General features: G+C 26.6%; 11 protein-coding genes and 1 pseudogene. 8 read left to right on the top strand and 4 right to left on the bottom strand.

Features of this window, described 5'->3' with window-relative positions:
- The first annotated feature begins 42 nt into the window (after positions 1 to 42).
- The 3 genes from hsrA to L8W64_RS06095 all read left to right on the top strand — a co-directional run bounded on the left by hsrA (position 43) and on the right by L8W64_RS06095 (position 2,578).
- A complete protein-coding gene (gene hsrA / locus L8W64_RS06105; RefSeq protein ID WP_133319681.1) occupies positions 43 to 717 on the top strand; it encodes a homeostatic response regulator transcription factor HsrA in 675 nt (224 codons plus the stop codon).
- A 119-nt stretch (positions 718 to 836) separates the two neighbouring features.
- Positions 837 to 1,082, top strand: coding sequence for a YfhL family 4Fe-4S dicluster ferredoxin (locus L8W64_RS06100; RefSeq protein ID WP_012660922.1), 246 nt, complete (start codon positions 837 to 839; stop codon positions 1,080 to 1,082).
- Positions 1,082 to 2,578, top strand: coding sequence for a Ppx/GppA phosphatase family protein (locus L8W64_RS06095; protein ID WP_263671103.1), 1,497 nt, complete (start codon positions 1,082 to 1,084; stop codon positions 2,576 to 2,578). The genes L8W64_RS06100 and L8W64_RS06095 overlap by 1 nt, the downstream gene beginning before the upstream one ends.
- Here the strand turns inward: L8W64_RS06095 and L8W64_RS06090 are convergent.
- The 3 genes from L8W64_RS06090 to L8W64_RS06080 are packed head-to-tail and all read right to left on the bottom strand — an operon-like array spanning position 2,575 to position 4,045.
- Complete coding sequence (locus tag L8W64_RS06090; protein ID WP_263659706.1) at positions 2,575 to 3,333, bottom strand: hypothetical protein; 759 nt, start codon at positions 3,331 to 3,333, stop codon at positions 2,575 to 2,577. The two genes, L8W64_RS06095 and L8W64_RS06090, sit on opposite strands and share 4 nt — an antisense overlap.
- Positions 3,330 to 3,626, bottom strand: a complete 297-nt coding sequence (gene fliN / locus L8W64_RS06085; RefSeq protein WP_133319684.1) for a flagellar motor switch protein FliN — start codon at positions 3,624 to 3,626, stop codon at positions 3,330 to 3,332. Before fliN ends, L8W64_RS06090 begins: the two co-directional genes overlap by 4 nt.
- Positions 3,623 to 4,045, bottom strand: coding sequence for a chemotaxis protein CheX (locus tag L8W64_RS06080; protein ID WP_133319685.1), 423 nt, complete (start codon positions 4,043 to 4,045; stop codon positions 3,623 to 3,625). The genes fliN and L8W64_RS06080 overlap by 4 nt, the downstream gene beginning before the upstream one ends.
- 119 nt (positions 4,046 to 4,164) lie before the next feature.
- Here L8W64_RS06080 and pseI point away from each other — a divergent pair, with 119 nt between their 5' ends.
- The 5 genes and pseudogenes from pseI (at position 4,165) to L8W64_RS06055 (ending at position 12,660) form a co-directional block, all read left to right on the top strand.
- Positions 4,165 to 5,199 (top strand): pseudaminic acid synthase, encoded by a 1,035-nt coding sequence (gene pseI, locus L8W64_RS06075; protein WP_263673191.1) that lies wholly within the window; start codon positions 4,165 to 4,167, stop codon positions 5,197 to 5,199.
- Between the two features lie 2 nt (positions 5,200 to 5,201).
- Positions 5,202 to 7,104 (top strand): annotated as a pseudogene (locus L8W64_RS06070) (motility associated factor glycosyltransferase family protein).
- 56 nt (positions 7,105 to 7,160) lie between these two features.
- Complete coding sequence (locus L8W64_RS06065) at positions 7,161 to 8,897, top strand: motility associated factor glycosyltransferase family protein (protein WP_263665827.1); 1,737 nt, start codon at positions 7,161 to 7,163, stop codon at positions 8,895 to 8,897.
- A 2-nt stretch (positions 8,898 to 8,899) separates the two neighbouring features.
- Positions 8,900 to 10,747: a motility associated factor glycosyltransferase family protein gene (locus L8W64_RS06060; RefSeq protein WP_263673189.1), complete on the top strand. Its 1,848-nt coding sequence runs from the start codon at positions 8,900 to 8,902 to the stop codon at positions 10,745 to 10,747.
- Between the two features lie 32 nt (positions 10,748 to 10,779).
- Positions 10,780 to 12,660, top strand: a complete 1,881-nt coding sequence (locus L8W64_RS06055) for a motility associated factor glycosyltransferase family protein (protein ID WP_263673188.1) — start codon at positions 10,780 to 10,782, stop codon at positions 12,658 to 12,660.
- Between the two features lie 27 nt (positions 12,661 to 12,687).
- Here L8W64_RS06055 and L8W64_RS06050 read toward each other — a convergent pair.
- The coding region (locus L8W64_RS06050; protein WP_263673186.1) for a flagellin at positions 12,688 to 13,000 on the bottom strand (313 nt) is incomplete at its 5' end.

Here is a 13,000-nt window from a genome sequence, read left to right as displayed (position 1 = left end):
TGTGTTATACTTTTGCACTAAAACTATCTTCAAAGGAATAAAATGCGTATTTTAGTTGTAGAAGATGAAGCATCACTTAATAAAACTCTATCAAATACCTTAAATGAGTTTGGCTATCAAAGTGATACTTCAGAAAATTTTAAAGACGCTGAGTATTTTATAGGTATTAGACACTATGATTTAGTATTATCAAATTGGACTATTGGCAATAATGATGCAAGTGATTTAATTAATGCCATTAAGCAAAAATCTCCAAGAACCGCTATAGTTACAATATGCGCAAAAGCAGATAAAGAAAATGAAATCAAAGCTTTGAAAGCTGGAGCAGATGATTATATAAAAAAACCTTTAGATTTTGAAATTTTAATGGCGAGAATTGAAGCTAGACTTAGATTTGGCGGAACAAATGTGATCAAAATCGATGATTTAGTGATTGATCCTGATGAAGAAAAAATCACTTATCAAGGAAAAGATATAGAATTAAAAGGAAAACCTTTTGAAGTTTTAACTCATTTAGCTAGACATTCAGATCAGATTGTGTCAAAAGAACAACTTTTAGATGCTATTTGGGAAGAACCTGAACTTGTAACTCCAAATGTTATAGAGGTTGCAATCAATCAAATAAGACAAAAAATGGATAAACCGCTTAACATCTCTACCATAGAAACCGTGCGTCGTAGAGGGTATCGTTTTTGTTTTCCTAAAAAAACTAACTAAAATTTTAGAATGATTTAATCATTCTAAAAAGTAGATTTTGTTTTTTCTTTCATTTTAAATTACCTATAAGTTTTTATATAGTATAAGTTTGCTTTATTACTTATAAAAAGGAAAAAAATATGTCACTTTTAATCACTAGAGAATGCATATCCTGTGATGCATGTAGGGAAGAATGTCCCGATGAAGCAATCTATGATAATGATCCAATTTATGTCATAGATCCTGATCTTTGTACTGAATGTGTGAATGAATTTTCAGAACCAGCTTGTATAGTAGCTTGTCCAGTAGATTGTATCATACCTGATCCTGATAATGTAGAAAGCATTGATGAGCTTCGTTTAAAACATAAAAATAAAGATATTTAATGGCTAAAAAAACAGCAGTAATTGACCTTGGCTCTAATTCCGTTCGTATGGTAGTTTTTGAAAAAACCTCAAGATATGGTTTTTTCATTTGCAGTGAGCACAAAAAGAAAGTAAGACTTGGAGAAAATGCTTACAATAATAATAAAATTCTTCAAGAAGAAGCCATGCTTAAAGCCGAAAAAGCTTTAACTTATTTTAAGGAAAAAGCTTTAAAAGAAAAATGTAGAAAAATTATTGCTGTTGGAACTTCTGCATTAAGAGATGCGCCCAATGCTAAAGATTTCATAGCTAGAATAGCAAAAAATGTAGGTTTAAATATAAAATGTATTAATGGAAAAACAGAGTCATTTTTAGGTGGGCTTGCTGCGCTAAATTTACTATCAGATATTCAAAATGCCACCACTATAGATATAGGTGGAGGATCGACTGAGCTTTGTTTAATCAAAGAAGGTAAGATTGTAGATTGTATTTCACTTGATCTTGGCACAGTAAGATTAAAAGAAATTTTTTACGATACAAAAAAATTTAATGCACTAGACCAATTTATACAAGAAGCACTAAAACAAGTTCCAAAGCATTTTCAAAATGAAAATATCATTGCCATAGGTGGAAGTTTAAGGGCATTGTCAAATTCTATAATGAAAAAAAACTCTTACCCGTTAAAAATGATTCATAATTTTAGTTATAGTTTTGAAAAAGAAAAAAATCACATAGAAAAAATTCAAAATGCTAAAAATTTAAATGATTTTAACATAAAAAAAGATCGTTTTGATACTATAAAAGAAGGATGTGTGATATTTTTAGCACTAGCAAAAAATTTAAAAGCTAAAAATATCATCACCTCTGCAGTGGGTGTTAGAGAAGGTGTATTTTTATCTAATCTTTTTCAAAAATATACTAAAATAAAAAACGAAACAACGGATTTTTCAAAATTTAATGCCAAATTTCCTCCGAATTTCAATCCAAGCTTAAAATCTATACAAGATCGTTTTAGTATAGATTATAATGATAAAAGTGCTTATTTTGCAAATAAACTATTTGATACTCTTTTGCCTATCCATAAAATTAATCTTACTTTTAAAAAAGATCTTATAAATGCTGCAAAATTATCGCATATAGGCGAGAGAATTAATTTTTATTTTGCCAATGAACATAGTGCTTATATAGCTCTAAATAGCCTGCATTTTGGTTTTTCACATAAAGAAATTTTATTAATTTCTACTATTTTAAAAGCCAATGGAAAAAAAATCAATCCATTTGCGATAGAAAATATAAAAGATTTACTACCAAATAATCACATATTAGCTTGGCTTAATTTTATTTTAGCTTTATCAAAAAAACTTGCAAAAGACACTGATGAGAATCTTGATTTCACGCTAAAAAATCATACTTTGTATATATACTCGACTAAAAAACAAATTTATTTTTCAAAAGAAGAAATCAAAAAAATTTCAAAGCCAAAACTTATCATTTTGGCTTTTAATCAGCAAAATTAATTATTTTGTTTTAAAAGTAAATTTTGCAATCTTTGTTTATTTTCTTCAAAATAAGAATCAAAATCTTTTTCTTTTGGCTTTTGAGGTGCTTTGTTTTGTTCTTCATTTTTTATCAAAGCTTCATTTGTTTCTAATACCACATTAGAATTTCCTATAATCATAGTATAACGCTTTAAACCATATTCAAAAACTACAAGTTGATTGTGTCTATCAAGTGGTCTTTGAAAGATTAAATTAAAATTCCTATCTAAAGGGTGTTTTTGTCTTAGATATATTTTTAAAAACCAAAGTCCAACAAGCAAAAGTATCAAAACGCTTACAACTAAAATATAATTTGTAAAATCATATTCTTGCATTTTTATTTCCTCGTTTTTTTCCTCTAAGCTTTTTTTAGTACTTAAATTTACACCTTCTTTTTGAGCACGCAATCTTAAACCATATTCACCAATCGCATCAGCGGTGATTTGTATTTTATCACCTACACTTAAAGCTATAAAAGTTTTTTTATCTTCTGAAAAAATTTTAATTTTTTTTATAATATCAGAATTTAACGCTCTATCTTCCTCTTTTGCACTTTTAGCATTTAAAGTAAAAATAATAATACCATCTTTTTTCTTTTGACTAATACCTTCTTTATAAGGAACATCAAATGAAAAAGTAATATCCACCCTATCTTCTCTTGGATAAATATTGTAATCAAGAATTTTTGCCCCAAAAAGAGGTAAAGCAAGTAGTAAAATCCAAATAAATTTCATTGCAATTCTTTTTTGAAATACTGCAATACTGATTTAGAATCTAAAATTTCATTAATCCTTATAGCAAGGTTTTTCTCATACACCATTACCTCACCTTTTCCAAAAATTCTTCTATTTAAATAAAGTTCCACGCTTTCACCCGCTGGCTTTTCAAGGTCTATCACAGAACCAACTTCTAGCTTTAAAAGCTCTCTTACGCTCATATTAGTAGTACCAAGCTCACTAACAAAATCAACGCTAATATCTAAAATATCTTCATAAGATTGCAACAATCCTAAATGATCTTCTATCATAATTTTTTATAACCTATTCTAAAACGAGCATTTTTCATTTCATAAGTAAATTTTTCTTTGAGTTTGATTTTTGAAAATCCATCAATACGTCCTAAATATTCAGGAACACCCAAACGATACTCATCTTTGCCATTAGTGTCATTAAGTAATTTTTTGGCATAACCTATAATTTGATTAGCTACTTCTTTTACTAAATCTGCTAGATCATCTTCTTTTAACTCTTCATGCAATAAAAATTGCGCAATCTCATTAAGAGCCTTTTTTTGAAAAAACAGATAAAAACTATATTCTTCATCTTTAAAATACAAAGGTATAGAAGCCCCATAAAGCTCGCCTCTAATCACGCTTGTTGGTGTAATTTTAAGTTTTAAAATGTGTTCACAAAAGTGATAAATTGAATATTCTAGTGTTTTAGTCATAGTTTTTTCCTTAGATAACTTTATAATAAATTTATTTTACTAAATAAACCTTTAATCACAATTAATAATTAAAATATAAAATATAGTAAATTTTTATTTAAATTAAAAAAGGTTTTTTGATGTTTATAGAAAATTTTAACATAAATGAAAAAGTTTTCATCATCGCTGAACTTTCAGCCAATCATGCAAATAATCTTGAAATAGCTTTAAAAACTATACAAGCAGCCAAACAAGCAGGAGCTGATGCTATAAAAATTCAAACCTATACCCCAGATAGCTTAACACTAAATTCTAACAAAAAAGATTTTATTATTGAAGGTGGTTTATGGCATGGACGCAAACTATATGAGCTCTACGAAGAAGCTAAAACTCCTTATGAGTGGCATGAAAAACTTTTTGAATGTGCTAAAAATGAAGGTTTAATTTGCTTTTCTAGTCCTTTTTCTAAAGAAGATGTAAATTTTTTAAGGCAATTTAATCCCCCAGCTTATAAAATCGCCTCCTTTGAAGCAAATGATTATGATTTTGTGCGTTATGTAGCAAAAGAAAACAAACCTACTTTAGTTTCTACAGGCATAGCCTATGAAGAAGAACTTGAAATGATTGTTAAAATTTTTAAAGAAGAAAATAATCCGAATTTGATTTTGCTTAAATGCACCTCGGCTTATCCTTCACAAATTTGTGATTTAAATTTAAATGTCATAAAAACTTTACAAGAAAAATTTAACACTATTGTTGGTTTAAGTGATCATAGCGAGGGATTTTTAGCACCAACTTTAGCCGTAGCTCTTGGTGCAAGAGTTATAGAAAAACATTTTATATTAGACAAAACTTTAAATAGCGCTGATGCTAAATTTAGTCTTGATTTTGAGGAATTTAAGCAAATGTGTTCTATGGTGCGTTTAAGCGAGCAAGCTTTAGGAAACAAAGAATTTAGCATGGATGAAAAAACTTTAAAAAACCGCCATTTTGCAAGAAGTTTATACGCAAGCAAAGACATCAAAAAAGGTGATATTTTCACACGAGAAAATATAAAAAGCGTAAGACCGAGCCTAGGTTTGCATCCTAAATTTTTACCTATCATGCTTGGTAAAAAAGCAAGTTGTGATATAGAATTTGCTAAAGCTTTAGAAGAAAAACATTTCAAGGGATAATCATGGAAAAACATATTTTTAATAAAAATTTAGAAGCTTTAAAAAATAAAAAATTAAAAGAAAAATTAGAAAATTTTAAACCCCAAAATTTCCAAATTCTACAAGGAAAAGACTCCCTAGATATTAATTTTATACATCATGGGGGGGGGGTATACACTATATAGCAATACTCTTAGTGAGTTAAATGAAAAACTAAACTTATATAATGATAAATATCTTTTATACCCTGTGCTTTATTTTTATGGTTTTGGTAATGGAATTTTATATAAAGCCCTTTTACAAAACAAAAATAGACAAAAAATAGTTATTTTTGAAAAAGAAATAGAATTTATTTATCTAAGTTTTCAATGTATAGATTTTAGTGAGGAATTAGAAAATAATTCTTTGATTATTTTAGATAATAATGATTTAAAAGTGATTGATTTTCAAATACTTTTCTACAATAACCCTTTCTTTAATTTTTTAAGAACATATTTTTTAGATTTACACTGCGATTATTATGAAAAATATCAAGAAGATATTTTAAAACTCAACATAAAAATACAAGAATACATAAAGCAAGTTGTGTTAAGCAATGGAAATTCATCTCAAGATGCCTTACAAGGTATAGAAAATTTTGTTTATAATCTTCCTGATATTATCTCAAATTATTCTTTCAAAGAATTACTTTTAAAAAGAAAAAAACAAGCAAAAAACGCAATCATAGTTTCTACAGGACCATCGCTAATAAAACAACTTCCTTTATTAAAGCAATATGCTAATTATGCTAGTATATTTTGTGCTGATAGTGCTTATCCTATACTAGCAAAACACAATATAAAACCTGATTATGTATTATCTTTAGAAAGAACAGAAAAAACATCAGAATTCTTTAATAATAATTTTGGTGATTTTGATAAGGATATAGTGTTTGTTTTGAAACATTTGGTGCACAAAAATACTTTTATATATCTAATCAAAAAGCAATTAAAAATTATTAATATTATGGATTTTTCACCGATAGCACATTCTTTAAAACTAACTCATTTTGGACATATGGGCATGGGAAGTAGTGTAGCAACCATGGCATATTTTTTAGCTTTAAATTTAGATTTTAAAAATATTATATTTATAGGTCAAGACTTAGCTTATGCTGATGATGGAGCTTCGCATCCAGAAGAATATTATTATAGCGCTAACTACGAAAGTAATATATTTAAGCAAGAAAAAATCATAGCTTATGGTGGAAATAGCTTGGTTAAAACACATGAAACCTGGATACTTTTTAAAACCCAAATAGAAGAAGCTGTTTTTAATGCAAAGAAATTTCTTAATATTACAACCTTTAATTGCACCGAAGGTGGAGCCAGAATTAATCATACCATAGAAAAACCATTTAAACAAGTATGCAAAGAACTACTAACAAAAGAACTCAAAAAACCTTTTGCTAAACTTGAAAAATTAAATGAGAACAAGCAAAAAGAATTAATGTTAAAAGCATTTTACAAAATTCATCAAGTTTTAAAGCTATGCCATACTTTAATCAAAGAATGCATTCACTTATCAAACAAATTAAATTTTATGGGAAATGATGAAAAGAATTTTTCATTATTGATTAAAGAATTAGATTGTTTTAAAACTAAATTTGAAAAAATAAATGTTTTAAAAGAATTAGTTAATCCTTTAAATACTCAATTTGAGCTTAATCTTGCTAGAATTTATGTACTTAACCCAAAAACAAAAGAAGATGTTTTTAACAAAAATTATCTTTGGATTAAAGAACACTTAGAATGGTTAGAACTTATAATAGGCCATATAAAAAAATTACAAGAAAGTCTAGAAAAAAATATTACAAATTTAGAAAAAGAATTGATAAATAAAAATCTCCAAAAACAAATTTCAAGGATAAAAAATACCTTGTTTTAATGTTTTTTATAAAATATAGTAATTTTGATATAATAAAATAAAAATTTGGACTTTAAATGAATAAAGAATTATTTTTAAAAAACACCCAAGCTCTTTTTGAAGTAGATCAAATACTAGCTTATGAGTTGAGAAAAATCACTCAAAATCATAAATTTAAAATCATAGAAAATAAAATTTTTGATTTGCAAAATCAAGTTTTTTTAGATGAAAATCATTCTTTTGATTATGATAAATTTCAATTATATCCAGTATTATTTTTTTATGGTTTTGGCGATGGAAAATTTTTTATAGAACTTTTAAAAAATCAGAATTTAAAACATATTGTTATTTTTGAAGAAGAATTAGAAATTTTATATCTAGCTTTTCATATGATTGATTTTACCACACTTCTTAGAAAAGAAAAACTTATTTTGTTTTTTACACCAAATATCAACACCGCTCAACTTAAAGTTTTATTTAATTATCCGCAAATCAAACATACGCTGAAAATTTTCAATTTTCATTTTTATAATGATTTTTATATTAATTTTTATACACCCAATGCTCAAAATGTGATGCAAATTTTATTAAATCTCATAAAAACACTAATGCTTGCTCGTGGAAATGACCCAAAAGATGCTTTGCTAGGAATAAAACATAATATTATAAATTTAGAAAAAATCATCACTCATACGCCTTTTAAAAATCTAATAAAAGATAGAAAAGCAAAAGCAAAAAATGCCATTATAGTTTCAACAGGTCCTTCTTTGATGAAACAACTTCCGCTTTTAAAAAAATACCAAGAAAATGTTGTGATTTTTAGTGCTGATAGCTCTTATGCTATCTTAGCCAAAGAGGGAATTAAGCCTGATTATGTCTTTTCACTAGAAAGAGTAGATTTTACTAGCGAATTTTTTAATAATGATTTTGGAGAATTTGATAAAAATATATTATTTATCATAGCTTCTTTAACTCATCCTAAAACCATAGAATATTTAGAAAAAAATAATAGAAATTATATGCTTGTTTTAAGACCTTTGTTTTTTGAAAGCAAACTTGGCTTAAATGAATATGGTTTTTTGGGAAATGGCATGAGTGTTGCTAATATGGCTTATGAGTTAGCTGGAGCTTTAAGATTTGAAAATATTATTTTAATAGGGCAAGATCTAGCTTATAGTGATGATGGAAAGTCTCACCCAAAAGAACATTTATATGGTGATCAAGGAGACGAAGAAGTTGTTTATAAAACAATCTGTGCATATGGAGGCAATAAAGAAGTAAAAACACAACTCACATGGTATTTGTTTTTAAAAAGTTTTGAAAAAGATATAGCTCTAGCTAGAGATATATTAAAAATCAAAACTTATAATGCCACAGAAGGTGGGGCAAGGATAGAAGGAACCATAGAAAAACCTTTTAAAGAAATTTGTGAAGAGTTTTTAAAAGAAAAAATTGAAAAAAATATTATTTTAACAAAAGCAAAAAATCCACAAAAAAAACTAAAACAATGCAAAGAAAAACTCAACAAACAAATAAAACAAAGTGAAATTTTTATCAATGAATGTAAAAAAGCTATTAAAGATAAAAGCTTAGAAAGATTAGAAAAACTAAGACTTAAGCTCCCAAAAAGTGAATTTTTTTCAGATATTTTACAAGCTAGATGCTTTCAAAATGAATGTGAGGTTTTAAAATACAAAGTTGAAAAAGAAAAAAATACAAAATCTTTCTTAGAACAACAAATCGATTTTTTTGATGAGATTATTTTATATCTTGAAAATTATAATAAAACTATAAAAGAAAATTTAAAGGCATAATTATGAATCATGAGCTTTTTAAGAAAAATATCCAATCCCTTAACCCATCTTTTCAAAAACTTTTTAAAAACATCAAAAAAACACCATATATAATAATACAAGGAAACGATTCTTTAGATATTAATATTAAAGATAAGCGGGGGGGGGTAATTTATGAAAATCCTATTTTAGAATTAAATACTATGCTGGCAAAATATGATCAAATGTATAAATTATATCCTGTGCTTTATTTTTTTGGATTTGGAAATGGAATTTTATATAAAGCTCTTTTGCAAAATCCAAATTTAAAGCATATCATAGTTTTTGAAGACAACTTGGAATTAATATATAGCTTGTTTTTTCATATAGATTTTTCAAAAGAATTAAAAACAAATAAACTAATTTTAGCACAATGCAATATGCCAAATTCTGCATTACTTTCTTTAATGTCAAGAAATCCTTTTAGAGAATTTATAAGAACATATTTTTTAGAAATACATTCTAGATACTATGAAAGATTTGCAAATGATATCTTAAATTTAAATCAAAAAATACTCTCTTGTATAAGATCTATTGCAACTATAAAAGGAACAGACATTAAAGATACTTTACAAGGGATAGAACAATTCATGGAAAATATTCCAAAAATGCTTTCAAAACCTTGCTTAAAAGAATTGCTAAATAAAAGAAATACATTGAGTAAAAATGCAATCATAGTATCTACTGGACCATCTTTAAGCAAGCAGCTACCTTTACTCAAACAGTATCAAGATAATGTGGTAATTTTTTGCGCTGATAGTGCTTATCCTATTTTATATCAAGAAAATATCAAGCCTGATTATGTTTTTTCTGTTGAAAGAATAGATTTTGCAAGTGAATTTTTTAATAATAATTTTGATGATTTTGATAAAGATATTTTATTTATTATTGCTTCACTAACTCACTCAAATACCATAAAGTACCTAGACAAAAATAAGCGAAAATATGTTTTTTTCTCAAAAGAAACTTTTGAAACTTATTTTGGTTTAAATGCTTTTGGTTATGTTGATTTAGCGATTTCTGTTGCACATTTAGCTTTTATATTTGCCAATCTATTAAATTTTAAAAATATATTCTTTATAGGACAAGATTTAGCTTATAATGACATTGGAGAATCTCATCCTAAAAACTATCTATATACCGCTACTAGTGATAGTAATTTAGAAAAGATAAATATTATGGCTTATGGTGGCAATAAACACATTACTTCAAATACAACTTGGGATATGTTTAAAACTAATCTTGAATATTTAATCACAAATTCAAAAGCAAAAATTTACAATGCCACAGAAGGTGGAGCAAGGATAGAAGGAGCTATAGAAAAACCTTTTAAAGAAATTTGTAAAGAGTTTTTAAAAGAAAAAATTGAAAAAGATTTTCCTATTTTAGAAAACTTTACCCCGGATAAAAAACAAGAATATTTGCTAAAGACCTATCATAAATTAATTAAATTATTAGAAGATATAGAAAAATACTTAAAAAAGTATCAAAATATAATCAATTTTATCAACAATTCATCTGATGCAAATATTACATTGCAATATCTAGACGAGTTTGATCTTGATGATTTTAAAGATAATGCTTTAATAAGACTTTTGCTCGCTTGTTATTTAGATCAACTACGCTTTCATCTTGCAAAAATTTTTGTAATAATCCCAAAAAGCCAACAAATGCAAAAAGAAAAAAGTAAATTTTGGATCAACTCTCATTTAGAATACTTTCAACTCATTATTATCACCCTAAAAAAATTAGAAATAATTCTTTTAAACAAAAAATGTTTTATAAAAGACATTCTGACTAAAAATAATTTAGAAAAATATATTAAAAAATGACGATATTATTTTTTTAATCAAAAAGGATAAAAATGAAAACAGAGATTTTTAAAAAAAATTTAAAAGCCTTAAAAGGAAGTGAATATCAAACACTAAAAAGAAAATTAGGTAGAATAAAAGAAGCTAAAGATTATATTTATGTTTTTGATAAAGATCCTTTAAATTGTAATATATGTTATAAAAATATAAAAAATTTATATATAAATCCTTTAAAAGAACTACAAGAAAAAATTGAGCTATTTAATAAAGAATACTTAAGATACCCTATACTTTTTTTCTATGGATTAGGCAATGGTATATTTTACAAAAGTTTACTTGCAAATAAAGAACATAAAAAAGTTATTGTATATGAAAAAGACATTGAGTTAATATTTTTAGTTTTTAATATGATAGATTTTTCCAAAGAACTTTTAGAAGATAGATTTATTTTAATCCATACAAAGGAATTTAACTATACAAAAGCTGATACATTGTGCTCTTTTTTAAATTTATTTTTAAAAACTTACACTCTACATATTCATTGCGAATTTTATGAAGAAAAACAAAAAGAAGAAATTAAAAACATAAATGATTTAAATTCCAAAGTTATTAAAAATATTGCCTTAAGAAGAGGAAATGACCCAATTGATGCTATGCAAGGTATAGAGCAATTTGTTCTAAACTTACCTAAAATGCTTACACACCCAAGTTTTAGTGAATTTAAGAAAAAAAGATCAAATAAAAGCAAAAATGCTATATTGGTAGCTACTGGACCTTCTTTAAAAAAACAACTTCCTTTACTTAAAAAATATGCTAACAAAGCTACTATATTTTGTGCTGATAGCACTTATCCTATCTTAGCAAAGGCGGGTATAAAACCTGATTATGTTTGCATGCTAGAAAGAGATGATGTGGTATCAAAATGCTTTGACAATGATTTTAAAGAATTTGATAAAGACATTACTTTTATTTTAGTTTCACTAGTATATAAAGATAGTATAAAATTTTTAGAAAAAAATAAAAGAAAATATATTTTAGTTTCAAGATCAATGCCTTTTGCTTATTCTTTAGGATTACATGATTTTGGCTATGTAAGCGGTGGAATGAGTGTAGCGCATTTAAACTATGAACTAGCACTTTTACTAGGGCATGAAAATATCATCTTAATAGGACAAGATTTAGCTTATAGTGATGATGGAAAATCTCATAGTGAAGGATTTTTACATGAAAGTTATCACGAAGGAGATTTTGAACGCGATCATGGAAAATTTGAAACCTTAGCTTATGGCGGAAAAACTTATGTGCAAAGTTCAGAGGTTTGGATGTTATTTAAGCAAATTTTTGAAAGTTTATTTCATAAACAAACAAAGGCAAAAATTTACAATGCCACAGAAGGTGGGGCAAGGATAGAAGGAACCATAGAAAAACCTTTTAAAGAAATTTGTAAAGAGTTTTTAAAAGATGAAGTAAAAAAACCTTTTCCAAAGCTAAATCCGCCAAAACGCAAAGATAGCCAAGAGCTTATGCTAAAAGCTTACAAACAAATCAAACAAAATATAAAAGCTAATGAAAAATTCTTAAAAATTTGTAAAAAATTACATAAAGAATTAAACTATCAAAGCAAAACACACTATACCTTACATGAGTTAAATGCAAAAATAGATCAACTAAAAGAGACTATAGAAAGCAATAAATACATTTTCTTAAGAGAAGTTTTAAGTCCTTCTTTATTTCATCTTGAAAGTTCTTTTTCAAAAATTTATGTTAATCCTATGCGCAATGATAGCGATAAACAAAATAAACTTGTTGCTTGGATTACAGCACATAAATCTTGGCTAGAAGAAATCAGCGAGTTAGCTTTAGTCCAAGAAAAAGCTTTAAAAATAGCCATCATACCTTTACAAGATATTTTAGAAAAAAGAAATTTAATATAAGGCAAAACTGCCTTATATTCTTTGGATTTATTGTAAGAGTTTTAAAACATTTTGTTGCACAGCATTAGCCTGACTCATAGCATAAGATCCACTTTGAGCTAAGATGTTGTATTTAGAGAAATTTGCACTTTCTGCTGCAAAGTCTACATCCCTGATGTTTGATTCAGCTGATTTGATATTTACTTGGGTTACACTGATGTTATTTAGTGTAGCTGTAATTTGATTTTGCACCGCACCAATATCAGCTCTAATGGCATCTAAATTTGCTGTAGCAGTTTCTACTATATCCATCACAGCCATAGCACCTTTAAGAGTAGTAACGCCTGGAGTTTGATCATTG

Origin of the sequence: Campylobacter sp. IFREMER_LSEM_CL1097 (assembly GCF_025772225.1) — a bacterium.
Lineage (GTDB): Bacteria > Campylobacterota > Campylobacteria > Campylobacterales > Campylobacteraceae > Campylobacter_D > Campylobacter_D lari_D.
Note: the sequence above shows the minus strand (reverse complement) of the source record. Positions and strands in the feature narration are given on the sequence as shown.